This is a genomic window from Pseudoalteromonas sp. APC 3694 (assembly GCF_030407565.1).
Taxonomy (GTDB): Bacteria; Pseudomonadota; Gammaproteobacteria; order Enterobacterales; family Alteromonadaceae; genus Pseudoalteromonas; species Pseudoalteromonas tetraodonis.
In genome coordinates this window covers 1-24,961 of sequence record NZ_JASDDE010000028.1, presented here as the reverse complement: position 1 = coordinate 24,961, position 24,961 = coordinate 1, and the positions used below count along the sequence as shown (strand labels likewise).

Sequence of the window (24,961 nt, the reverse complement as noted above, 5' to 3'; positions counted from 1 at the left end):
TAAAGGTAACAATGAAGCGTTTTACTCCCCCAGAACAATTTCAAGTAACGAGTATAAATGGAGGTGCATTTGAGCACCTTCGTCAGCTGTTTAAAATAGATCAGCAAACAGACTGGCCTGAGCCTGCGTACTTTACCCCGTATTTAAACGCCATCAATGCTAATAATCTCCCCATTCGTTTTGTCGATGATGCCAAGGTTGATTTTGCTGAGCGCTATTATGAACAAGTCATTTTTGAAACAGGGGACGTGCCCACCCGACAACAAAACTGGCATGATCTGTTTGGTGGTTTTATTTGGTGTTTATTTCCAAAAACAAAAGCCTTAATAAATCAGCGTCATGTAGACGAAATAGCCGAGCACGGATTAAAACAACGTAGTAAACACCGTAACGCACTGACTTTGTTTGACGAGTGTGGGGTCGTACTAGCTGTTAGCGAATCACAGTGGAAGGAGTGGTTAAGAGACCACCAATGGAAAACAGCATTTATAACGCATAGAGAGCAGTGGGGTAAAACTATAGCGCCATTCATGTTTGGCCACGCTAATTACGAAATGTTGACCAAACCTTATATTGGGCTCACAGGCAAAGCCTTATTTGTAAATGTACCCGATGAAATATTTTGTAAAGATTTAGTAACGCAATATCAGTACCTAGATAAGCAACTTTATGAGATGATTAAAACTGATGATTGTTTAGCCGATAACAAACAGCTTTCACCTTTACCTTTATTAGGTGTACCTGGTTGGTGTGATGAGAATAACAATCCATCATTTTACGATAACACGGACTATTTTAGACCGAAACGAAGGACACGAAAATGATAGAAGTCACCGCGCTTAAGAAGAAGTTTAAGCTCACCAAAGATCATAAAAAAAATAAAATAGATGATATAGACCCACGCGAAGATAAAGACTTTTTTCATTCAGTAAAAAATGTCAGCTTTAGCTGTGCAAAAGGCGAAGTATTGGGGCTGTTAGGGCCTAATGGCGCGGGTAAAACCACCACCTTAAGAATGATTTCAACCGCATTAAAACCGGATGATGGCAGTATTACTATTGCTGGAAATGACATAATTAAAAAGCCACTCATTGGGCGTAAATCTATCGGTTTTTTGTCTGGCTCTACTGGTTTATATGGCCGTTTAACGGTAAAAGAAAATATCGAATATTTTGCAAAGCTACATGGCATGAGCAAGCAGGCAATCAAGGCACGCTGTGAAGAGTTATTTACCTTACTCGATATGCGTAAATTTATTGATAAACGTGCTGAAAACTTATCAACCGGCATGAAGCAAAAAGCCAACATTGCGCGTGCTGTGGTACATAACCCAGACGTTGTTATTCTCGATGAGCCAACTACCGGCCTCGATATTATGACCACCCAAACGGTGATCAACTTTATTAAAGGCTTAAAAGCACAAGGTACTCCTGTTATTTTTTCTACGCATCATTTGGATGAAGTAGCCCTTTTATGTGACCGCGTTGCGGTGATTAATGAAGGCGTTAGTTGTTTTGATGGCACGCTTGCTGAATTTAAACAGGCAGGCAACAGTGAAGAATTAAATCAAGCGTTTATGAACATATTAACGGAGAAACATGATGTTTGAAGTATTTAAAAAGGAATTAACCGAGCTACTACGCGATAAAAAAACCTTGTTGTTCGTGGTGGTATTTCCTATTGTAGTTTTCCCGTTGTTATTTGCTGTGGTTGCGTTTATATCCTCGCAAGCTGCGCTTGATGCTGAACAAAAAGTAAATACCTATGTGATTATCAATGGCGACTATGCACCAGAATTTACTGATAAAGTGTTTTATCACAAAAGCTTTGAGTTATATAAAGGTGATAAAACCTTCAACAGTATTGAGGATCTAAAAGCTGGTGTAAACGCCGGCGATATCGACATGGGAATATACCTGCCAAGTGATGCAGTGAAAACATTAAATGAGCAAAAGCAAAGCGAATGGCAAGTTGTATTTAATGATTCAAAATCAATTAACTTCTTATTTGAGCGTGTCAAAGAGCTTGCTAAAGAGTACAGCGATACTTTACAAGAAAGTAAATTATTGAGCTTTGGTATAGATAAAAGCGCACAAGAATCTATTTTAAAGCCAGTTAATGTAGTTAAAGTAGACACTGCCGATAAGCGCGAAAACCTAGGTGAAAAAGTGGGTGGGTTTTTACCTTATCTACTTATTCCGTTAGTACTGGTAGGCGCAACGTATCCAGCTATTGATTTAGGGGCCGGTGAAAAAGAACGAGGTACCTTAGAAACTTTATTACTTACACCTATTACTCGTACCGAGCTAGTATTGGGTAAATTCATTACTCTACTCACTACGTCAATTGCATCAACCACGATAACCGTTATTAGTATGGGGTGTTGGATAGCCTTAGCGCTGGCTTTTGCTGATCTTGAATTTATCAAAGCCGCTTTTAGTACATTGGCTATCACAGACTTACTAATGATTTTTGTCTTATTATTGCCTATAGCTGCAACCTTTTCTGCATTAGCTCTGGCAATATCAATCTATGCACGCTCGTTTAAAGAAGCGCAAAATTACATGACGCCATTAAGTATGGTCGTGTTTTTCCCGATTATTATTTCAATAATGCCTAACATGGAACTGACTTCTAAAACGGCGTTTATTCCGGTAACTAACGTCGCCTTAGCGATTAAAGAAATTGTTAAAGGCACCGTCGATTACACGCTGGTGGGATTGATATTCCTAGCAACAGCATTCATCGCTGGGGCACTCCTGGCATTTTGTGTGAAATGGTTTAACCGTGAAGATGTGTTGTTTAGATAATTAATTATTATTAGGTTTTAGTGCTGAAATGAGTACTTAAAAAATCGAGCTTGGCTTACAGAAATTAATAAAAAACCGCTGTATGAAAAAATCATACAGCGGTTTTTTTAATTAATTTTAAGCTTATGCATTAAATTGATTTTTGATTGTTTCAATCGCGCTATCAATATCTATCATTAGCTTTTCACCAGTGCGGCGGTTTTTAAGTTCTACCTTGTTTTCATCAAGGTTACGCTCACCAATTACAAGCGTGTAAGGTACACCGAGTAATTCCATGTCGTTAAACATAACACCAGGGCGCTCTTTACGGTCATCAAATAGCACATCTAAACCTGCATCTTTCAAGCCTTGATATAGATTATTAGCAATATCAGGAATACGATGCGATTTATGCATATTCATTGGCACAATTGCTAAATCGAAAGGGGCGATGGCTTTAGGCCAGGTAATACCGTATTGGTCGTTATTTTGCTCAATGGCAGCGGCAACTACGCGCGATACACCAATACCATAACAACCCATAGTCATTGTTTGGTTTTTACCCGATTCGCTTAATACACCTGCTTTCATTGCTTCTGAGTATTTAGTACCTAGTTGGAAAATATGACCAACTTCAATACCGCGCTTAATTTGCAACGTGCCTTGACCACACGGGCTAGGATCGCCCTCAACAATATTACGGATATCAGCAACCTCGTAGTCTGTTACGTCGCGATCCCAGTTAATACCACTAAAGTGCTCATCGTCTTTGTTTGCGCCAGCTACAAAATCAGCCATTACATTCGCCGTTCTATCAACAATAATTGGCATGTTTAAGCCAACAGGGCCTAAAGAACCCGGTTTTGCGCCAATGGCAGCCACAATATCTGCCTCGGTTGCCATTTCTAATGGTGCAGCAACCAGTGGGTGTTTTTCAGCTTTAAGTTCATTAAGCTCGTGATCGCCACGCAGTACTAGTGCAACTAAGCCACGTTTTCCGTCTTCATCAGGGGCGCCATAAACAATCAGTGTTTTAACACCGCGATGTGGTTTTACACCATAGTGTTTTTTCAGCTCATTAATTGTTTTAGCATCAGGCGTTGGGAATGCTTTTAGCTCTTTGCTTGCTTCTGGGCGAGCTTCAGTTGGCGCTAGCGCTTCTGCTTTTTCAATATTAGCGGCGTAGTCACTGGCATCACTAAAGGCAATAGCGTCTTCGCCAGATTCAGCAAGTACGTGAAACTCATGCGATACACTACCGCCTATAGAGCCGGTATCAGCAATAACAGGGCGGAAATCAAGGCCTAAACGTTCAAAAATATTACAGTAGGCTTTGTGCATAACTTGATAAGTTGCATCTAAACATTCATCGGTTAAATGGAATGAGTAGGCATCTTTCATAGTAAATTCACGAGCACGCATAACACCAAAGCGCGGACGACGTTCGTCACGTACTTTAGTTTGTACTTGGTACAAAGTAATAGGCAGTTGCTTGTAGCTGTTAATTTCTTTGCGGACAAAATCGGTGATCACTTCTTCATGGGTAGGACCCATAGCAAATTCACGATTGTGACGATCGGTAAAGCGCATAAGCTCTGGACCAAACTCACTCCAGCGGCCCGATTCTTCCCATAAGTCAGCCGGTTGAATTACTGGCATTAGCATTTCAATTGCGCCTGCTTTATCCATTTCTTCGCGTACAATGTTTTCTACTTTTCTAAGCACACGTAAACCAGAGGGTAGCCAAGTGTATAAACCCGAAGCGACGCGACGGATCATTCCGGCTCTAAGCATTAATTGATGCGATACAATTTCCGCATCTGATGGCGTTTCTTTAAGTGTAGCGAGTATATATTGACTAGTACGCATGTTTTTTCCGAAATAGAGTAATATGTTCTTTTAATTAAGGCGCTCAGTTTACCAGCGGATGCATTGACACTAAAGCGCTAAGTGATTTTTTATCGCATTTTATAGCCATAGCAGGTTTTTAAAGTTAGTTTAACTGGGCTCTATATGAGTAACCAGATGATGAGAGTCAGTCACTTGCCAGGTAATGTTGTATTCATACAAATTCATACCATAACTTTGTATGCCTTGTTTTTGCTTTTTATACGCTGGGCGAGGATCTTGTTTTAGCACATTGCTGATAAACGCTTGTAGCTCAGGATAGTGGCTTTGTTTATTTATAAATTCCAAAGCTTGCTCACTAAATTCAACACTCATGTGAGTTTCTGGGCGCGTGTCGGCAAAGCCTGCACTGGCATCAGGTAAAGCGTCTGAATAGGGCAAATAAGGCTTAATATCAACAATAGGTGTACCATCAAGTAAATCAATACCGGCGAGCAATAACGCTAACTGCCCTTTTTTGTATTCAATTCCCTCTAACTTTACAGCACTCATCCCTATAGCGTTAGGTCTGAATGTAGCGCGTGTGGCAAAAACGCCTTTACGCTCATTGCCACCAAGGCGCGGCGGGCGCACCATTGCTGAATAGCCTTTATCTGCGGTTTCATGAAAACGAAATAATAGCCAAATATGGCTAAATTCATCTAAACCACGAACAAATTCTTCACGATTAAAATCTGGAGCAAAAATAAGTTTAGCTTTTGCTTCTGGCACTAATCGAGGTTGTCTAGGAATGGCAAATTTTTGTTTATACGGTGATTGAATATGACCAATAGCCGAAATCTGATAATCGCTCATAATGCTCGCTAACAAATAAAATAGGGAGGTATTCTACCTGTAATTACCATTGGTGGCATTAGCTTAATATAATCAGCATAAAGAGAGTTTAGACTGATTCATTTAAATGTGGAATAACAAAGGGCAAGGCTAAACCTAGCCTTACCCTTACATTGCAACTATTGAGTTGTTATTAAAACATATATTGGAAAGATACTGACGCAACATCCATTTCTGGATCAATATCATCATCTAATTCGTAACGCTCATACTCTAAACGCACTTGCATATTGGTTGTGAAAGCATATTCAATACCTGCACCATAAAATACGTCACCACCGTCTTGTGATACGCTAACGCTGCCTACTGGTAGTTCTTGAGTTAAATCAGCATCCCATTCGAACCAACCGCCTTTTGCATAGATAGAAAAATTTTCAGTGATTGGCGCTGCAAAACGCGCTGCTAGTGATACCCCATCAATTTCTGCTTTACTGTCTATGTCACTCACTTCATCAAAATTTTGATAGGCAAGTTCAAGGCTTATATGTTCATTAAATTGAGTACCGATATAACCTTTTAACATTTGCGCGTCGTCATCGAAATCGGTGTCGTTTTCGCTATCTTCAAACTGAAATGAATATTGGCCGTAACCAATACCCGTATAAATACGTGGAGAGTCCATGTCGGTAACATCTGCCTGTGCTGCTGAATTAAAACCCAGTGTTGCTAAAGCAAGTGCAGAAAGAGAAAGTGTTTTAATCATTGTATAGCTCCTTTAAAAAATAATATCTAATGTTCGATAGATTCATCAAACGTCGATTTACTAATTGCAGTGAACATGCCAATAATTTTTTTGTTTAATATTTGCCCTTGAAGTGTGTTTATTGAACTTCTTTGGTGGTTTTAGTACGCAAAACATTCAACTGTTAAGCGTACTGTTAATTTGTAAAAAAATAAAAATTGTAGAATTTACAGCTTGCTGTAGTTTATACATACCTGCAAAAGGTACCGAATTAGACTTGATAAAGTAAGTTTTCTGTTTCTATCGCTATTTGTTTCATTTTAATGGCGTAATTTTCTAGCTTTTTATCTTCGTCAGTAACAGATGTGAATTCAGGAACGGCAACAGGGTAACCGGTCTCATCCATAGCAACAAAACTTATTACACAATGATTAGTTTCAACTAAGTTTTGGGTTTTAGGGTCGCCACAGCGTACTTGAATGAAAATTTGCATACTGGTTTTACCTGTGTGTGCAATTTTGGCTTCCACTTCAACAATTTGGCCAACCAAAATAGGGCGGCTAAACTTAACGCCCGCAACCGATACGGTTACGCAGTAATGACCGCTCCAACCTGCAGCACAGGCATAGCCTGCTTGGTCAATCCACTTCATGACCACACCACCATGCACCTTACCACCAAAATTTACATCGGTAGGCTCTGCTAAAAAACGAAAAATTACACTCGACGACGCCATAACATACTCTCATTTATTCATATTACTTAACAGCATAGCGCAAAAAAGGGGCCGAAGCCCCTGCAATTTAGGATAAGTTTATAATTTCTTTAGAAAGGTTGTTACATATTGGGGTAGTTAGGACCGCCAGCACCTTCAGGGGTGACCCAGGTGATATTTTGGTTCGGATCTTTAATATCACAGGTTTTACAATGCACACAGTTTTGTGCATTGATCACAAAGACTTGCTCGCCTTCGACTTCTTGTACTTCATAAACGCCGGCAGGGCAGTATCGCTGTGCAGGTTCATCAAATTTAACTAAATTTACCTTAATCGGAATTGATGCATCTTTGAGTTTTAAATGACACGGCTGCGATTCTTCATGATTAGTGTTTGATAAAAATACCGAAGAAAGCTTATCAAAGCTGAGTTTGCCATCAGGCTTTGGATAGGCAATTTTTTCAGCTTGATCAGCGTCTTTTAAAGTGGCGTGATCGGGTACGTTATCTTTAAAACTAAACGGTAGGGCACCCTTAAATATGTTTTGATCAAGGGTGTTGTATGCACCGCCTGCAAATTTACCTAATGTATGCATTGCAGGGCCAAAGTTTCGAGATTGATACAGCTCTTTATACGCCCATGACTTTTTAAACTCAGCGGTGTACTGGGTTAAATCAGTGTTAGCTAAATCGTTTTGTAGCGCATTAAAAATGACCTCAGCGGCTATCATGCCTGACTTCATAGCCGTATGATTACCTTTAATTTTTGCAAAATTAAGCGTGCCTGCTTCACAGCCCACTAACAAGCCACCCGGGAAATGCATTTTAGGTAAAGAGTGTAAACCGCCTTTGGCAATGGCGCGCGCACCATAAGCAATACGCTCACCCCCTTCGAGGGTGTTTTTAAATACCGGGTGGTGTTTTAAGCGCTGAAACTCATCAAATGGGCTTAAATGTGGATTTGAATAATTTAAATCAACTATTAAACCAACCACCACTTGGTTGTTTTCGCTATGATACATAAAAGCACCACCGCCAGTATCGCCACTCAATGGCCAACCAGTTCCGTGAACTACTTTACCAAGCTGATGTTTAGATTCATCCACTTGCCAAATTTCTTTAAAGCCTAAACCGTAATGCTGTGGCGAGCATTCATCGTCTAAAGCAAACTGATTGATCAGTTGCTTACCTAAATGGCCGCGACAGCCCTCAGCAAATACCGTGTATTTAGCACGTAACTCCATACCCGGCATGTAACCGTCTTTTTCGTCACCGTTTTTATCCAGCCCCATATCACCGGTAATAATGCCTTTAACAACATCATCTTCAATAATAAGTGAATGAGCACTAAAGCCTGGAAATATTTCAACGCCCAAGTTTTCTGCTTGCTCAGCAAGCCAACGACATACATTCCCCATAGAAACAATGTAGTTACCGTTATTATGAAATGTATTTGGTGTAGCAAAGTGAGGAATTGAGGTTGCTTTTTGTTCGTTATTAAACCAATAAATTTCATCGCTTTGGACTTTAGTCGTAACAGGCGCGCCCAATTCTTGCCAGTTTGGCAGTAGTTCATCCAATGCTTTGGTTTCAAAAACAGCACCCGATAATACATGCGCGCCCACTTCTGAGCCTTTTTCAACTACACATATCATGCACTCTTGTTGTTTTTCTTGTGCTTGCTGCGCGAGTTTAATTGCTGTTGAAAGCCCCGCAGGACCTGCCCCTACAACAACTACATCAAATTCCATGGTTTCGCGTTCAATCATAATAACCTCTTTATCTATGACGGACTCACCTTTGCATTATTTGGCAAAAAGTAAGCTAAGCAACCTGTTTCTTTGTTATGCAAATTAATCGTTACAGGTTGTGAATAGTTTAAGGTTATTTTAGGTTGACGTTTACGTCAACAGGAAGTAGTCTGATTTCATAAAATAAATAGGTTGACGTAGACGTTAGCTTATAGGTTTAAATAATTATGGAGTCCCTATGAAAGTTCTCGTACCAATAAAAAGAGTGATTGATTACAACGTAAAAGCTCGCGTTAAACCTGATAACAGCGGTGTTGATTTAACAAACGTAAAAATGGCAATGAACCCATTTTGTGAAATTGCGGTAGAAGAAGCGATTCGTTTAAAAGAAGCGGGTACTGCAAGCGAAGTGGTTGTTGTGACTATTGGCGCTAAAGCATCACAAGAGCAATTACGCACAGCACTTGCCCTTGGCGCTGATAAAGCGATTCATGTTGAAACCGAGCAAAACCTAGAATCTCTCCATATTGCAAAGTTACTTGCGAAAGTGGTTGAGCAAGAATCTCCTGAGCTGGTTATTTTAGGCAAGCAATCTATCGATTCTGATAATAATCAAACAGGCCAAATGCTCGCTGCATTAACTAATCGCGGCCAAGGTACATTTGCTTCAAAAGTCGTTATTGAAAATGGCAAAGTGAATGTAACCCGCGAAGTTGATGGCGGTTTGCAAACTGTTGCGCTTAATTTACCCGCAATAGTCACCACCGATTTACGTTTGAATGAGCCACGTTATGCGTCGCTACCTAATATTATGAAAGCCAAACGTAAGCCGTTAGAAGTTATAGCGGCTGATTCGCTAGGTGTTGATTTAACACCGCGTATTGAAGTCGTTCATGTAGAAGAACCAGCAAAACGCAGCGGCGGCATTATTGTTGAAGACGTTGCACAGCTTGTAGAAAAACTTAAAACAGAGGCAAAGGTGATTTAAATGAAAACTCTTGTAATTGCAGAGCACGATAACGGTGCCTTAAAACCAGAAACCTCAAAAACCATTAACGCCGCTAAAAAATTAGGCTTTGATGTCGATGTATTGTTAGCTGGCATAAACTTAGGTGCCATGAGTGAGTCACTTGCGAGCATCGAGAGTGTTACAAATGTATTACTTGCAGATAACGCGGTGTACGAACATCAACTTGCTGAAAGCATGACAGATCTAGTGTTATCACTTGCAGATGAGTATAGCCATATCGTGGCAAGTGCCACAACGACAGGTAAAAACTTTATGCCGCGTGTTGCCGCATTATTAGATGTTGCACAAATTTCAGAAATTATTGATGTTATTGACGCAGACACGTTTAAACGCCCAATCTATGCGGGAAATGCCATAGCAACGGTTAAATCACTCGATAATAAAAAAGTGATCACCGTGCGTGCAAGTAGCTTTGATTTACAAGGCGAACAAGCACCAGCTAATGTCACAACCTTAGATACGGTCTCTGATTCACAGTTAAGTAGCTTTGTAAGTGTTGAGCAAACTGAGTCTGAACGCCCAGAGCTCACTGCAGCTGATGTGGTTATTTCAGGTGGTCGAGGCATGCAAAATGGTGAAAACTTTGTGCTACTTAATGGTATTGCCGATAAACTGGGAGCTGCAATTGGCGCTTCACGTGCAGCGGTTGACGCAGGCTTTGTTCCTAACGACATGCAAGTAGGGCAAACAGGTAAAATTGTTGCGCCTAATTTATATATTGCCGTAGGTATAAGTGGTGCCATTCAGCATTTAGCAGGCATGAAAGACTCAAAAATTATTGTGGCCATAAATAAAGACCCAGATGCGCCTATTTTCCAAGTGGCTGATTACGGTTTAGTTGCTGATTTATTTGATGTATTACCCGAGCTTGAGCAGGCTTTATAAAGTTTAATAACCACAGCATTAATAAAGTTAAATATTCTGATTTAAAGCCGCCGTTTCATTCTTGATTCTGCGGCTTTTTTAATTCAATAACGCCACTTATCTAAATTACTTGCGCTTGGCTTTTTTTATAACAAGGTGACAGCGTTGTCAGTTGTAGTCACTCAAATTATTAAATAGGAGCCAAAATGACAAGGTATAAAGGGCTTGATGCTATGCGGGGGTAATGATACTGGTAAATACACTGGGTTCGTGGTCCCACGTGTATGCCCCTTTACTTCATGCCGATTGGCATGGGTGTACACCAACGGATGTAATTTTTCCGTTTTTCATGTTTATTATTGGCTCTGCGATGTTTTTTTCATTTAAGAAAACCAACAGCACAGCTAATGCAAGCCAAGTGTTACGGCTGATAAAACGAGGAGCAATTATTTTTGCTATTGGCTTAGCGTTAAATATGTATCCCTTTACCACGAGCATTGAAAACTTAAGAATACTGGGCGTATTACAGCGAATAGGCATTGCCTATATTTTAGCGTCTATCTGTGTATTGTTACTCAACAGGCGAGGGGTGATCAGCTTATCGGTTGCAATTTTAATTGCATATTGGTTACTGCTTTTAAGTGTTGGTTCTAATAATGCCTATACACTAGAGAATAACTTAGTTAGAACGGTTGATATAGCGGTATTAGGTGAATCGCATTTGTGGCAAGGTAAAGGATTAGCGTTTGATCCAGAAGGGCTTTTGAGCACCTTACCAAGTGTAGTAAGTGTTTAATTTGGCTTTGAGGTTACCCGTTTACTTACCAGCTCTAGCAGTCAATGGACAAGTATTAAGCGTTTGTTGGTCATTGGGGTTGTTGGTATCGCTTTAGGGCAATTAGGCTCGCTGATTATGCCAATTAATAAATCGCTTTGGACCAGTACCTTCGTTATTTACACCTCAGGGATTGCCTGTATTGTACTGGCCTTTTTTGTATGGCTTTGCGACATAGTAAAACCCGATCGCCTTGTTAATCCATTAATTGTATATGGCTCGAATCCGTTGTTTATTTATGTGTTATCGGGTGTGTGGGTACTGAGCTATTCACTGATTAATATTGGCGAGCTAAACTTGGGGGATTGGATGTATCAACAGTTAGCCTTAGTCATGAGTGCTAAATTGGCATCGTTCACCTTTGCTTTATTGCATGTTATTGGCTTTTGGTTAATGTCAAATATGCTTTATAAACGCAAGATATTTATAAAGATTTAGATAAAGACAATAAAAAACCAACCCTTAGGTTGGTTTTTTATTTAACGTTACAAGCGTGGCTTAGTACGTTGCGCTGCCTTTAGTACGAGGGAATGCAATTACATCACGTACGTTACCCATACCGGTAACATAAGCAACTAAGCGCTCAAACCCTAAACCAAAGCCAGAGTGTGGCACGCTACCGTATTTACGTAGGTCGCGGTACCAGCTGTAGTCTTCTTTGTTTAAGCCCATTTCGTCAAGGCGTGCATCTAATACATCAAGACGCTCTTCACGTTGTGAACCACCAATGATCTCACCAATGCCAGGTGCCACTACGTCCATAGCCGCTACGGTTTTACCGTCTTCGTTTTGACGCATGTAAAATGCTTTAATATCGCGCGGGTAGTTTTTAATAACAACCGGTGCTTTAAAGTGTTCTTCTGCTAGGTAACGCTCGTGCTCAGACTGTAAATCTACACCCCATTCAACAGCGTACTCAAATTTCTTGCCACATGCTTTTAGAATTTCTACAGCGTCTGTGTAATCAACTTGTGCGAAGTCTTTTTCAACAAATTCCTCTAAACGGCTAATCGCTGTTTTTTCGATACGTTGAGCAAAAAACTCCATGTCGTCACGGCGTTCTTCTAATACCGCTTTAAACACGTACTTAAGCATGTTTTCAGCCAATTTTGCGATATCTTCTAAATCAGCAAACGCAACTTCTGGCTCTACCATCCAAAATTCAGCTAAGTGGCGAGATGTATTTGAATTCTCTGCACGGAACGTAGGGCCAAAGGTGTAAATTTTAGACATAGCTGATGCATATGTTTCACCGTTTAGCTGGCCAGATACCGTTAGGAATGCTTCTTTACCAAAAAAGTCTTCGCTGTAATCAATTTCGCCTTTATCTGTCATTGGCAGGTTTTGCATATCAAGGGTTGATACGCGGAACATTTCACCCGCACCTTCACAGTCACTGGCTGTGATGATTGGTGTACTGATCCAGTAAAAGCCTTGCTCATGGTAAAAACGATGAATCGCTTGCGCTAAACAGTTACGTACACGCGTTACTGCGCCAATCATATTGGTGCGCGGGCGAAGGTGAGCGTGCTCACGTAAATATTCAATGCTGTGGCGCTTAGCCGACATTGGGTAAGTATCTGGATTTTCAACCCAACCTAACACAGTCACTGAATTAGCTTGAATTTCGAAAGATTGACCTTGTCCTGCAGATTGCACTAATACACCGGTAACCGACACAGAACAGCCTGCTGTTAAGCTTGTAACTTCATCATAATTATTCAGTGAATTAGGAACTACCGCTTGAATAGGATCAAAACACGAACCGTCATGAACGGCTAAAAATGATATTCCTGCTTTTGAATCGCGGCGTGTACGGATCCAGCCTTTAATGGTTACTTGGCTGTCTACCGCAACATTGCCTTTTAATAGCTCTGAAATCGCTAAATGGCTCATCTTCACTCCAATGATATAAGTTGCCTAACTATATAAATTAATTGTGCGTTACTCATGCATTTATGTATGTAAGGTCACTGCACTTGAACCTTGTATAATACCTAGTAAAGTAAAATAAAAAAACTGTTGTGGGCAACTCTTTAAAAGTTTTTAGTCACGCGCGGTTTTTTTAACCAGTTTTTAGAGTTAAATGGCTACTATTACCATTTGTTACTCTGAAAATTCATCAATTTGTGGCATTATTAGTAATCAAACCGAATTAACGTTTACCATTAATAAAAAATGGATGCTATGAAACAAGTTTTTATTTTACGAGGACTGCCAGGCAGTGGTAAGTCATATTATGCGCAAAATCTCGCTGACGAATTATCGGGCGCAGATGAAAGCAATTATTTTATTTGCTCAACAGATGATTACTTTGTAAACGAGCAGGGTGAATATCATTTCGATAAGTTTAAATTATCGCAATATCATAACCTAAACCTAGCACGTTTTATTAACGCGTTAGCACAAGGTATTGAACTGGTTATTGTTGATAACACTAACATTAAAAAATGGGAATTCATTGCCTATTCGCAAGCAGCGATAGCTTTAGGGTATCAAGTAAAAGAAGTGATTGTTGGTGAAGTAAAAGACAAATCAATGCAACACTTATATGCCAAGCGCAATAGTCATAACATACCGCTTAAAACCATTAGTAAAATGGCCTACATGTTTGAGTGGTAATTATAAGAAAAGCCCAAAATTAGGGCTTTTTCATAAAACTACTCGTGTTATTACGCGCTAGCTTTTAAATGCCGCTAGGGGATGAGATGTACTGAGCGAAACATGTACCTTGTCACCTGGGTGTACAACCACCTCATGGCTTACTCGGCTAGTTACCACGGTTTCGCATGCAAGTTTAACCGCGCATAAACGGCTACCGCCTTCAAAGCGTACCCAAATTACTTCACCATTATTACCAATACTGCTTTGTACTAATAATACATCATCTGGACGAAGCAAAACTTCTACCTCACCAGTGTCACAATCAACGCCGTTTGCAGGTACATTACCAATATCGGTAAGCGCTTGGCCGTTATTTAGGGTTCCTTTTATAAAGCTGGCTTCACCTAAAAAGCGGGCCACAAAGCGGTTGTTTGGGGTACTAAAACACTGCTCTGGGGTGTCAATTTGTTGTATTTTACCGCCTTTTAAAACACCCACACGATCGCCCACCGAAAGCGCTTCTTCTTGATCGTGCGTTACCCAAATTGCCGGTACACCAGCTTCTTTTAATGCGTTGCGGATATCCCAACGCAACATATCTTTTAAGGCAGCATCAAGGTTAGATAACGGCTCATCAAGTAATACAAAGTCAGGTTGGTGGGCAAGGGTACGCGCTAATGCTACGCGTTGTTTTTGCCCGCCTGACAGTGTGGCTGGTTTTTTATGCCTAAATGCATCTAAACCAAGAAGTTTTAGCCAGTGATCGGCAGGGCTGGTGTCTTTAAGTTTAAAACATACGTTTTGTTCAACTGTTAAATGAGGGAACAACGCAAAGTCTTGAAACACCATACCTACGCTGCGTTTTTCAGGCGCCACAGTATGCTTTGGTGTCGCTGTCCATTTAGCCACTTTAATTTCACCCTCGCTAATCGGTAAAAGCCCCGCTAACGCTTGTAAAATAGTACTTTTTCCGCAACCTGTTGGACCAACAAGCATTAATATTTCGCTTTCACCTAAGGTGAAATTTAAATCGCTAACAACACGATTACTGCCATAATCTATAGACAACTGACTTACAGATAGCATTTTTTATAAATCCTTAATGTTCAAACTGGTTGCGTTTTTCGCCAGACATCATAATAGCTAAAGCACCCGCAGAAATCACCACCAACAATAAGCCAGGAATAGCGGCACGGCCAAAATAACCGGCTTCGTAAACACGCCATAAGTAGGTAGATAGCGTTTCAAAGCCGGTGGGGCCTAATAAAAGTGTGGCTTCTAATTCGCGCATTGACTCTAAAAAGACCAAGGCCCCACCTGCAATAATACCACGCATAGTTAGGGGTAAAGTAATACGCGTAAAGGCTTCGCGCGGGCTTGCCCCTAATACCCGTGCTGATTTTACCAAACTTGGGTCAAGATGCTCGGTGCTGGTACGCACAGAACCTACCGCAAGCGGTAAAAAACGTAGCATATAAGCAATAATCAATAAGCCCAGCGTTTGATATAAAAAGGGTAGTTGTAAGCCGCCATACACAAGCGCTGTGCCCATAACAATACCCGGAATACCAAAACCAAAGTAAGTAACACGTTCCATTACTTTACCAACCTTACCACTTAAAGCCGCATGGGCAACTGGAATGGCAACAATAACTGTAACAATAGCGGCAATGGCTGAAGCGTAAGTTGAATGCCAGGCAATACTAAAATCAAACGAGCTAAAGCCATCACGCACTAACCACAAAGTAAATACTGCCAAAGGTAGGCCAATAGCGAGTAATAAAATAGGCGCAAAGGTGGCAAACATAGCGCCTAGTTGCCATTTTTTAGGGAATAAAATAAGCGAACGACCTTGACGCTCTGAGGCGGTTTTTATTTGTGATTCAATCATTAATAAAAAGCCAACAATCACCATCAGTTGCAGTGATAACATAGCCGCACGGCTTAAGGCAAAAGCATTGTATTCCACATAAATAACACGGGTAAACGTATCTAAGCGCATCATTGCGGGAGTACCAAAGTCAGATAAGGTATACAGCGCAACCAATAATGACCCTGCTGCAATGCCATTTATTACGCGGGGTAAAATAACTTTAAATACGCTTTGCGTCATCGACATACCCAGTGTGCGAGCAGCGTTGACCATACTGGCATCTAAACTAAGTAAAGACGAACGGGTAGTCATCATAACAAACGGAAAAGTATACAAGGTCATGACAATGGCGGCTCCCGTTAACCCATACATAGAAGGGGTTTCAAAACCAAGTAAGTTGTTTATTTCACCGCCGGGACCAAATGCAGCATAAAGCGTAAAAGCGCCAATGTAACTAGGAATAGCAAGCGGGGCTGCAAACACCACCAGCCAAAACTTTTTAAACGGTAACTGCACATAGGCGCTAATGAATGCCAAGGGCACACCAATTAAAATTGAACCTAATACAGTTAATCCCATTAACGACAGGGTATTGCCTAAAATAGTTAAATTATGACTATCAAAAAAAGAGCTTGCGTCAGAGGCAAGCGTAATTAAAACAAAAATAGGAGTCAGGGTCACTAGCGCTGCAAGCAGCGCCATTGGGTAAGATGTAGGTATTCGCATTATAAAACGCCGCTGCTGCGCATTAAATCTATAGTTGGGCGTAAATCAGCCAACTGGGTTAAATCAATTTTAGGTGGCGAAATACTGGTTAACTTTGGCAATCCATCGGGTTGAGTAATGCCATTAACCAGTGGGATTTCATAGGCTTCGCTTGCTAAATAACTTTGCACTTCAATGCTAAGTAAATAGCGCATAAAGTTGATTGCCAGTGGGTCTTCAGATAACGATAAAATACCTGAAGCGTTAACTAAACAGCCAGCATCATTTTGCGTAAAGGCTAAATCAAGTTTTGCATCTGGCTTACCTGATTTTAAGCGCAGCGTGTAGTAATGATTAGCAAAACCAATTTCTACTTCACCACGTTCAACGCCCATTACCACACCGAGTTCACCTGCGTAGGTTTTAGAACGTTTTTTAACTTTTTTGAGCCACTTAGCCGTTTTATCATCACCTTCTAAAAGTCGCATAGCAGTAATAAACGATTGAAAAGAAGCATAAGCAGGCGCCCAACCAATACTTAAATCACTGTCGGCAATATCCATAATGCTTGTTGGAATTTGCTCTTTGGTTAAACGCTCAGTATTAAAAGGCAAAGTACGTATACGACCAGTTACAGGTGCCCATTCATCGTATCTAAATTGTGGCTGTAATTGCGCTGATAAATCACTCGGCATGGGCTTGGCAAGGCCGGCATCGGTAACTAAACCAATTGCCCCAGAGTCGACTGCCCAAAATAAGTCGGCACGTTTAACCCCTGCATTTGCTTCGGCAACAATGGTGTTGGCAAGCGCTGCGGTAGGGCCGCGACGAATGGCAAGGTCAAGATCAGGGTTCTTTTTTTGAATGGCTTGTAATACGTTTTCGTATAAGCCACCTTCACCACGGCCTAAATAAAGCGTCAATGCACCTTTTAGTTTAGGCAATGTATCAACAGACACGGGGTTTGCAATAGTAATATCAGCGGCAAAAGCGCGTGAAAGCGATAGCGGTAAAGCACCCGCTACCCCTAACGCAGCTAAGCCTTGAATAAAGGTTCTGCGTTTCACTTAAAATACATCCTTACGTGCTTTTTCTGCTTTTTCAATCAGCGTTTGAGCGCGGCTTAGTTTGGTTTGCATATCAACAACCACATCACGAACTTCATCAACACTTTTATTATTAGAAATTGCTTGTGGAAGTGTGACGTTAAAGTCTTTTTCTAGGATTTCTACTAACTTCGCGTCTTGCTCAATTAGTGTACCTTCAACACCTTCAAATAAATGTAGGTAAGTGTCGTGCACTATGTTGGTGGCTTCATCGCTTAAACGTTCTGCGTATTTAGCGACCACTCGGTCTAATTTATGTTTAATTTCGTCGATAGTCGCGCTTTGCGTCATTTCTTTGGTTGCTGTTGCTTTAACGCTATCTAATAACCCTTTTTGTTGAAACTTAGCTGCCAGTTTAACTGCGCCTAATCCTTGCCATAGGGCATTATTCATTGCTTGTTGTTGTTTGCGTACTTCTGACGCTGGTTTTTTATTATCGATAGCCATTTTTATGCCATACAAACCTTGCCAAATAGAGGCATAGACAGGCACGTAATTAGTTTCTATTGCGCTGTGGAATTTAACTGACTCCCAGTACTCAACCAAATCATCACTATTGACTGCTTTTGCGCCTTTTTTCTCGTAATCGCTTACCATGGTATCGACTTTAGAGATCATCCATTCAACGTCTTCATTGTAAGTTTTTAAATTAGCTTGAAGGTGATTAACATGCTCACCAATAGGGCCATTAGCAAGTGCCGGTTGTGCAAAAATCGCAGAGGCGAGTAAAAAACTTGCACTTAATGTCTTGGCAGGCTTAAGTAATATTTTCATAGCAAGTGAGTCCATAAATGTTATTGTAAATGATAGGCATTATCATATCCCTAAAGATCACTCAGATCAACACACTAAATGACAGGTCAGGGCTAAAAATACCAATGTTTTGGGACGAATAGGCAGCAAACTAATTATTTGCATAAATTTTAACGTAATCCTTGATGATAGTTAACCTATCTATACGTAATGTTTACCTTTTATGGCGTTATAAATAGCATCACATAAAGCGAGAATACTGTTTTTGTCACTTATATACGGTGGCATTAGATAAATTAGCTTACCAAAGGGGCGTATCCATACTCCTTGAGATACAAAATAAGCCTGAATTTTAGCGACATCAATGCTACCAGCCTCTTCTGTAAGCTCTACTACGCCAATAGCTCCTAAAGTACGTACATTCGCCACGGTGCTGAGCGCTTGGCATTTATGCAGCTGCTGTAATTGAGTATTTATTTCGCTGATATGGTGTTGCCAGTTTTGGCTTAGTAATAAATCAATACTGGCGCAGGCAACAGCGCAGGCAAGGGGATTTCCCATAAATGTAGGTCCGTGCATCAAAACCCCAGCTTCTCCTTCGCTGATCACTGTGGCTATTTTGTCGCTAGTTATGGTTGCCGAAAGTGTCATTGCGCCACCAGTCAGCGCTTTACCTATACACAGTATATCGGGCTCTATATTGGCATGCTCTACAGCAAACAATTTGCCGGTGCGGCCAAATCCGGTGGCAATTTCATCGCAAATAAGCAGCACATTATATTGAGTGCATAGTTTACGCACACAGGCTAAATACTCAGGATGATAAAAATTCATCCCCCCGGCGTTTTGCACTATAGGTTCAATAATAAACGCGGCGACTTGCTGGTGGTACTTTAAAAAATAGCTTTCGAGTTCATCAGCCTCAGCTTGATTAAACGCACTATTAAATTGGCTAATAGGGGCTGGCACAAAAATATGCTCAGGCAAAAAACCAGCGTATAAATTATGCATAGAATTAATAGGATCGCACACACTCATCGCTGCAAATGTATCGCCATGGTAGCCTTTGAACGGAGTCATTAATTTTTGTTTTGTTGTAACCTCTTGGCTTAACCAATATTGCAGCGCCATTTTTATCGCTACTTCCACACTTACTGAGCCACTGTCGGCTAAAAACACCTTTGTTAATCCCTCTGGCGTTATCGCTACCAGCTTTTTACAGAGCTCTACTGCCGGCTGGTGGGTTATGCCACCAAACATTACATGGCTCATTTTATCTATCTGGGCGTGCATCGCTTCATTTAAAACCGGATGGTTATAGCCGTGAATAGCACTCCACCATGAGGCCATACCGTCAATAAGTTGTTCCCCCGTTTCTAAGTAAATAAGGTTGTGATTTGCATGCGTAACGGGGTAAACCGGAATAGGTTGAGTCATTGAGGTGTAGGGGTGCCAAATGTGCTGACGATCAAAATCAAGGTCTATCGTTTGTTTTTTGTTCATATGTAAACTTTAACTAAGTGGGCTTCGTTGACAATGGTACGGCAATACGTATTCTAAGCCAATAACACCAAGAGCAAAAATAAAAGAGAGTATTATGGAGCTTGCAACAGTTCGACACGATTGGACCCATCAGGAAGTAAAAGCCTTATTTGAAATGCCATTTAACGATTTATTATTTAAAGCCGCCTCTGTGCATCGCGCTAATTTTAATCCAAACGAAGTACAAATTTCTACGTTGTTATCTATTAAAACAGGTGCCTGCCCAGAAGACTGTAAATATTGCCCGCAATCGGGGCATTATAAAACTGATTTAGAACGCGAGCGCCTAATAGAAGTAGAAAAAGTGGTAGAGCAAGCACGGTTAGCAAAACAAAAAGGCGCCACTCGTTTTTGTATGGGGGCTGCATGGTCAGATCCAAAAGACAGAGACATGCCATACATTTCGCAAATGGTAAAAGAAGTAAAAGCCCTTGGCCTTGAAACCTGTATGACTTTAGGCATGTTAAATAACGAAAAAGCTCATGAACTGCGCAGTGCAGGGCTTGATTACTATAACCACAACCTCGACACTTCACCTGAATACTATGAGCAAATTATATCAACTCGTACCTTTCAAGACCGCCTTGATACTATAGGCAATGTGCGAGACGCTGGTATGAAAGTATGCTCCGGCGGTATTGTCGGTATGGGTGAGCAAGCAAGCGACCGCTATGGCTTATTAATGCAGTTGGCTAATTTACCCCAGCAGCCCGAAAGCGTGCCAATTAATATGCTAGTAAAGGTGAAAGGGACACCGCTTGAAAACGTTGATGACTTAGATCAGTTTGAGTTTATTCGTACCATTGCCACAGCACGTATTATGATGCCCCATAGTTACGTACGTTTATCAGCAGGACGCACAGCAATGAATGAGCAAATGCAGTCAATGTGCTTTTTTGCCGGTGCTAACTCTATATTTTATGGTGATAAACTTCTTACTACCGAAAACCCAGAAGCCGATGCCGACATGCAATTAATTAAAAAGCTCGGGATGAACCCAGAAACAAGCCACGATTATTCAGATGAAGCCGTTGCTGCGTCTTTGTCATCGCAAGTGGCTGATAAAGCAACCGCAGAATTGTTTTACGAAGCGTAAAGTGCTCAGTACTATGCTAATGGTTTAAAGTATTGCGTTGAAGGTTAAAGCATTTATGTCATTTGAATTTATAAACACCCATTTAGATGAACGCAAAGCACAGCAGCTCTTGCGTAAACGCTATGTAGTACAAAGCGCAACAGCGCGCACTATTACGGTTGATGATAAAACCTACCTTAACTTTGCGAGTAACGATTATTTAGGGTTTGGCGATTCGCTGGTGGAATTAACCAGCGCGCCATTACTAGGTAGCCACAGTTCAGCACTAGTGACGGGTTATCAACAGCCACAGCAAGCGCTTGAGCAAGCTTTATGTAGTGCTTTGGGTTATGAGGCAGGTATGCTGTTTAATTCGGGCTTTAGTGCTAATAGCAGTGTTATAAAAGCGCTATTTCAAGATAAAGCGACAGCGCAGCACAGTGCGATTTTTCAAGATAAACTCAATCACGCCAGTTTAATTGATGGCGCATTACACGCCAACGCCGCGTTAATACGTTTTAACCATAACGATATAAACCATTTACGCTCACGGCTAGAAAAATCAAAAGCGCGCAATAAGCTCATTGTGTCTGAGGGTGTGTTTTCAATGGATGGTGATACCGCGCCAATTAAAGCGCTATTTGCCTTAGCAAAGCAGCATAACGCGTGGTTAATGATAGACGATGCCCATGGTTTTGGTGTTTTAGGAAAATCGGGGCTTGGCAGCTGTGAAGCCTTAATTGCAGCCGACACCTTGCCCGATATTTTAGTGATCACCTTTGGTAAAGCGGTTGCTAGTAGTGGGGCGTGCGTATTAGGTTCGCAGCATTTTATAGATTACATGCTGCAGTTTAATCGTGATTATACCTACTCAACCGCTATGTCACCGTTTATTGCCGCTCATACTTTGGCGCGTATTAAAAGCATAAGAGACGCCAACGACAGGCGAGCCAAATTAAACGCTAATATTGCGCTGTTTAAACGCCTAGCTAAAGAGCTGCACATTGCGCTAATGGACTCTAACACCGCGATTCAACCGATTGTTTTAGGCTGCGCCGAGCAAACGTTAAAAGCCAGTGAGCAACTAAAGCAGCAGGGCATTTGGCTAACGGCTATTCGCCCGCCAACTGTTTTACACAATACCTCGCGTTTGCGTATTACCTTAAGTGCAGCCCACACCCATGAGGATATAAAACAACTCGTTGGTAGCTTAGAAAAGGTCATTTCATGATAAGCCCGCAGGCAATTAAAATTAAGCCACTTATCCCTACCACAGTGTATTTAGCGACTCAGGCTTTAAAAAAAACCACGGCGCATAACTTTTCAAAAGCAGCAAACAGTTACAGCCAGCATGCCAATGTGCAAAAACAAGCCGCGAATGATTTATTTAAACTCATTACTGCAAACCCTAGCAAGCTCTGTGTTGACCTAGGCGCAGGGCCGCTTGTTAATACTCAGGCTTTAAGGGCATTATTTGGCCAAGTTGTTGCCATAGATTTAAGTTTTAACATGCTAAAAAGCAGTGATTTAAACACCCCCAAACTGTGCGCCGACATGGATAATTTACCGCTGCAAGCTAACAGTATTGACGTGCTATTTAGTAATTTTGCGCTGCAGTGGTCTGCTAATTTAGAAGCCTTAATGCACTCGCTTTACCAAGCATTAAAACCAGGCGGGCAAGCCTATATTAGTGCGGTTGTTGCAGGGTCATTAAACGAGATCAAAACCGCCTTTGCAGTGCTTGATTCACATAATCATATTAATCAGTTTGCAAGCCATAATAATATAAACCAATCGGTCGAAAAGGCCGGGTTTAAGATCAACGCATCAAAAAAAGTCATCTATACCGATCAGCACAGCAGTGCATTAGCGGCTATAAAATCGATTAAAGCCATTGGTGCCACCACACAAAATCATGCTACAAGTCGTCGTGGTTTATTAACTAAATCAGCGCTGCAAAAAGTATGTGATGCCTATCCGCTTATAAACAATAAAGCCCATGTATCTTACCATGTGGTATTGTTATCATTAGAAAAAGCCCAGTAAAAATAATAAGGCCATGCCATGAACCAGTTTTTTATTACCGGTACCGATACCGACGCCGGTAAAACCCATGTAACCAGTTTGCTATTAAAGTTACTCGCACAACATAAAAAGCGCGCCATAGGTTTTAAGCCGATAGCCTCTGGGTGTGAAATGGCGTTTGAGCAGCTCGTAAACGCCGATGCGCTAATGCTAATGGAAAGTGCCACAGTCAGCGCTAAATACGACATAATTAACCCATTTGCATTTGCGCCGCCAATAGCCCCCCACATTGCTGCAGAGCAAGCGGGACTAAACATAACAGTAGAAAAGCTCAGCATGGCTTATCAACATGTTAAGCAACAAGGCGCCGATTACCTGTTAACAGAAGGTGCGGGCGGCTGGGCATTACCTATTAATAATAACGAGTATTTATACGACTGGGTAAAAGCAGAGCAACTGCTAGTAATATTAGTGGTAGGGATGAAACTAGGCTGTATAAATCATGCATTACTCACTGCAGCACATATGCAAAGTATGGGTGTTAATTGCATTGGCTGGATTGCAAACCAAGTTGATGCCACTATGGATGAATACCAAGCAAACCTAGATTCACTGAAAACACGTTTACCATTTCCACTGCTTGCCATTAGCCCATACACAGAGCAAACCCCTAAATTACAAATTTATAAAACCCTGCTTGAAAAATTATCCATAAATCCATAAATAACCCTTGTGTTGTGACATAGTTTGTCACAGAATAGCGCTGACGTTATGACATAGTGTGTCATAACGCAGTGATTGCTCAAAGCCGATCAAACATAGTAAATCGCTCAGCAATAAATGTTATTTTTGGAGAACTCGTATGAAACGTGTATTTTTGTTTTTATTAACTAACCTCGCGGTTATGTTGGTATTAGGTGTGGTGCTTTCAATAATAATGAGTGCGCTGGGCTTAAGCCATCGTAGCCTTGGCGGAATTTTACTAATTGCGACTGTATTTGGTTTTGGTGGATCGTTTATTTCGTTATTTATGTCGAAATGGATCGCCAAAAAATCAACCGGTGCGCAAGTGATCACCCAACCTCGTACCGAAACCGAACAATGGCTGGTAAACACTGTGGCTGCTCAAGCTAAAAAAGCCGGTATTAACATGCCAGAAGTGGCGATTTACGACAGCCCAGAAATGAACGCGTTTGCAACGGGCCCGAGTAAAAATAATTCGCTGGTGGCGGTAAGCACAGGTTTATTACATAACATGAGCCAAGATCAAGCTGAAGCTGTGCTTGCCCATGAGGTTTCGCATGTGGCTAATGGTGATATGGTAACGCTAACGCTTATTCAAGGTGTGGTTAATACCTTTGTTATTTTTGCCGCTAAAGTACTGGCTGGCATTGTAGATAACTTTATCAATAGCGATGAAGAAGAGGGCGGCAGCAGCTGGACTTACTTCTTATTCGATATGTTATTCCAAGTATTATTTGGCGTATTGGCAAGCATTGTGGTTGCCCATTACAGCCGTAAGCGTGAATTTGCAGCCGATAACGGCGCAGCTCAGTTGGTAGGCGCAGACAAAATGCGTTCAGCCCTTGAGCGATTAAAGCAAAACCACCCATCGCAATTAGAAGGCTCAATGATGGCCTTTGGTATTGCCAGTGGTAAAGGCATGGCTGAGTTGTTTTCATCTCACCCACCGCTTGACGCACGTATAGACGCACTACGTCGTTAAAAAATTCAAGTTTTTCACAGTACTTGTAAACAAAAAGCCCACGGCAAGATCATTATAAATTGAACTTATAGAATATGTAGTGATCAGATCAAGGCATAATAATCACCTTGGTCACGTAAAATATGAGCGCTACTTTTCTGAAAC

General features: G+C 41.2%; 24 protein-coding genes. 13 read left to right on the top strand and 11 right to left on the bottom strand.

What is annotated here, in order from left to right:
• Window positions 1-11 precede the first annotated feature (11 nt).
• The 3 genes from QMA00_RS11055 to QMA00_RS11045 are packed head-to-tail and all read left to right on the top strand — an operon-like array spanning window position 12 to window position 2,810.
• Window positions 12-824, top strand: coding sequence for a DUF3025 domain-containing protein (locus QMA00_RS11055; protein WP_076921342.1), 813 nt, complete (start codon window positions 12-14; stop codon window positions 822-824).
• The gene (locus tag QMA00_RS11050; protein ID WP_076921340.1) at window positions 821-1,609 is read left to right on the top strand and encodes an ATP-binding cassette domain-containing protein; all 789 of its coding nucleotides are present in this window, start codon (window positions 821-823) and stop codon (window positions 1,607-1,609) included. The genes QMA00_RS11055 and QMA00_RS11050 overlap by 4 nt, the downstream gene beginning before the upstream one ends.
• Window positions 1,602-2,810, top strand: coding sequence for an ABC transporter permease (locus tag QMA00_RS11045; RefSeq protein WP_290157262.1), 1,209 nt, complete (start codon window positions 1,602-1,604; stop codon window positions 2,808-2,810). The genes QMA00_RS11050 and QMA00_RS11045 overlap by 8 nt, the downstream gene beginning before the upstream one ends.
• A gap of 123 nt (window positions 2,811-2,933) precedes the next feature.
• On the opposite strand, the gene QMA00_RS11040 is transcribed toward QMA00_RS11045, so the two are convergent.
• From QMA00_RS11040 to QMA00_RS11020, 5 genes are all read right to left on the bottom strand, one after another.
• Entirely contained in the window at window positions 2,934-4,658 is a 1,725-nt protein-coding gene (locus tag QMA00_RS11040) for a proline--tRNA ligase (protein WP_290157240.1), read from the bottom strand.
• A gap of 129 nt (window positions 4,659-4,787) precedes the next feature.
• The gene (gene tsaA / locus QMA00_RS11035) at window positions 4,788-5,492 is read right to left on the bottom strand and encodes a tRNA (N6-threonylcarbamoyladenosine(37)-N6)-methyltransferase TrmO (RefSeq protein WP_250653885.1); all 705 of its coding nucleotides are present in this window, start codon (window positions 5,490-5,492) and stop codon (window positions 4,788-4,790) included.
• Between the two features lie 172 nt (window positions 5,493-5,664).
• Window positions 5,665-6,234 (bottom strand): outer membrane beta-barrel protein, encoded by a 570-nt coding sequence (locus tag QMA00_RS11030; protein WP_069439394.1) that lies wholly within the window; start codon window positions 6,232-6,234, stop codon window positions 5,665-5,667.
• A 250-nt stretch (window positions 6,235-6,484) separates the two neighbouring features.
• Window positions 6,485-6,949, bottom strand: coding sequence for an acyl-CoA thioesterase (locus tag QMA00_RS11025; RefSeq protein WP_024602547.1), 465 nt, complete (start codon window positions 6,947-6,949; stop codon window positions 6,485-6,487).
• 101 nt (window positions 6,950-7,050) lie between these two features.
• Window positions 7,051-8,697 carry an electron transfer flavoprotein-ubiquinone oxidoreductase gene (locus QMA00_RS11020; RefSeq protein ID WP_076921332.1) on the bottom strand — a complete coding sequence of 549 codons (1,647 nt, stop codon included), beginning with the start codon at window positions 8,695-8,697 and terminating at the stop codon, window positions 7,051-7,053.
• A 220-nt stretch (window positions 8,698-8,917) separates the two neighbouring features.
• Between QMA00_RS11020 and QMA00_RS11015 the strand changes: the two genes are divergently transcribed.
• From QMA00_RS11015 to QMA00_RS11000, 4 genes are all read left to right on the top strand, one after another.
• Window positions 8,918-9,667, top strand: coding sequence for an electron transfer flavoprotein subunit beta/FixA family protein (locus QMA00_RS11015; protein WP_076921329.1), 750 nt, complete (start codon window positions 8,918-8,920; stop codon window positions 9,665-9,667).
• A complete protein-coding gene (locus QMA00_RS11010) occupies window positions 9,668-10,594 on the top strand; it encodes an FAD-binding protein (RefSeq protein WP_290157235.1) in 927 nt (308 codons plus the stop codon). It abuts the gene before it with no gap.
• A gap of 223 nt (window positions 10,595-10,817) precedes the next feature.
• Window positions 10,818-11,369: a heparan-alpha-glucosaminide N-acetyltransferase domain-containing protein gene (locus QMA00_RS11005; protein ID WP_249928672.1), complete on the top strand. Its 552-nt coding sequence runs from the start codon at window positions 10,818-10,820 to the stop codon at window positions 11,367-11,369.
• A 117-nt stretch (window positions 11,370-11,486) separates the two neighbouring features.
• The gene (locus tag QMA00_RS11000) at window positions 11,487-11,846 is read left to right on the top strand and encodes a hypothetical protein (protein WP_290157234.1); all 360 of its coding nucleotides are present in this window, start codon (window positions 11,487-11,489) and stop codon (window positions 11,844-11,846) included.
• 60 nt (window positions 11,847-11,906) lie between these two features.
• On the opposite strand, the gene asnS is transcribed toward QMA00_RS11000, so the two are convergent.
• Window positions 11,907-13,304, bottom strand: a complete 1,398-nt coding sequence (gene asnS, locus QMA00_RS10995) for an asparagine--tRNA ligase (protein ID WP_013464983.1) — start codon at window positions 13,302-13,304, stop codon at window positions 11,907-11,909.
• 291 nt (window positions 13,305-13,595) lie between these two features.
• Here asnS and QMA00_RS10990 point away from each other — a divergent pair, with 291 nt between their 5' ends.
• Window positions 13,596-14,030, top strand: a complete 435-nt coding sequence (locus tag QMA00_RS10990) for an ATP-binding protein (RefSeq protein ID WP_013464982.1) — start codon at window positions 13,596-13,598, stop codon at window positions 14,028-14,030.
• Window positions 14,031-14,087: 57 nt separating this feature from the next.
• Here the strand turns inward: QMA00_RS10990 and QMA00_RS10985 are convergent, their stop codons facing one another.
• The 5 genes from QMA00_RS10985 to bioA all read right to left on the bottom strand — a co-directional run bounded on the left by QMA00_RS10985 (window position 14,088) and on the right by bioA (window position 19,952).
• Window positions 14,088-15,098, bottom strand: coding sequence for an ABC transporter ATP-binding protein (locus QMA00_RS10985; protein WP_290157231.1), 1,011 nt, complete (start codon window positions 15,096-15,098; stop codon window positions 14,088-14,090).
• A gap of 13 nt (window positions 15,099-15,111) precedes the next feature.
• Window positions 15,112-16,611 (bottom strand): iron ABC transporter permease, encoded by a 1,500-nt coding sequence (locus QMA00_RS10980; protein WP_076921319.1) that lies wholly within the window; start codon window positions 16,609-16,611, stop codon window positions 15,112-15,114.
• On the bottom strand, window positions 16,611-17,657 hold the full coding sequence (locus tag QMA00_RS10975; protein WP_290157228.1) for an ABC transporter substrate-binding protein: 1,047 nt from the start codon (window positions 17,655-17,657) through the stop codon (window positions 16,611-16,613). The genes QMA00_RS10980 and QMA00_RS10975 overlap by 1 nt, the downstream gene beginning before the upstream one ends.
• On the bottom strand, window positions 17,658-18,470 hold the full coding sequence (locus tag QMA00_RS10970; protein ID WP_036983462.1) for a hypothetical protein: 813 nt from the start codon (window positions 18,468-18,470) through the stop codon (window positions 17,658-17,660).
• Window positions 18,471-18,650: 180 nt separating this feature from the next.
• Window positions 18,651-19,952, bottom strand: coding sequence for an adenosylmethionine--8-amino-7-oxononanoate transaminase (gene bioA, locus QMA00_RS10965; RefSeq protein ID WP_290157227.1), 1,302 nt, complete (start codon window positions 19,950-19,952; stop codon window positions 18,651-18,653).
• 94 nt (window positions 19,953-20,046) lie between these two features.
• Between bioA and bioB the strand changes: the two genes are divergently transcribed.
• The 5 genes from bioB to htpX all read left to right on the top strand — a co-directional run bounded on the left by bioB (window position 20,047) and on the right by htpX (window position 24,817).
• The gene (bioB, locus tag QMA00_RS10960; protein ID WP_290157226.1) at window positions 20,047-21,087 is read left to right on the top strand and encodes a biotin synthase BioB; all 1,041 of its coding nucleotides are present in this window, start codon (window positions 20,047-20,049) and stop codon (window positions 21,085-21,087) included.
• A gap of 55 nt (window positions 21,088-21,142) precedes the next feature.
• On the top strand, window positions 21,143-22,297 hold the full coding sequence (locus tag QMA00_RS10955; RefSeq protein WP_290157225.1) for an 8-amino-7-oxononanoate synthase: 1,155 nt from the start codon (window positions 21,143-21,145) through the stop codon (window positions 22,295-22,297).
• Entirely contained in the window at window positions 22,294-23,112 is an 819-nt protein-coding gene (locus QMA00_RS10950; RefSeq protein WP_290157223.1) for a methyltransferase domain-containing protein, read from the top strand. The genes QMA00_RS10955 and QMA00_RS10950 overlap by 4 nt, the downstream gene beginning before the upstream one ends.
• Before the next feature lie 18 nt (window positions 23,113-23,130).
• Window positions 23,131-23,814 (top strand): dethiobiotin synthase, encoded by a 684-nt coding sequence (gene bioD / locus QMA00_RS10945; protein ID WP_290157221.1) that lies wholly within the window; start codon window positions 23,131-23,133, stop codon window positions 23,812-23,814.
• Between the two features lie 139 nt (window positions 23,815-23,953).
• The gene (htpX, locus tag QMA00_RS10940) at window positions 23,954-24,817 is read left to right on the top strand and encodes a protease HtpX (protein ID WP_064666216.1); all 864 of its coding nucleotides are present in this window, start codon (window positions 23,954-23,956) and stop codon (window positions 24,815-24,817) included.
• Window positions 24,818-24,961: the final 144 nt, after the last annotated feature.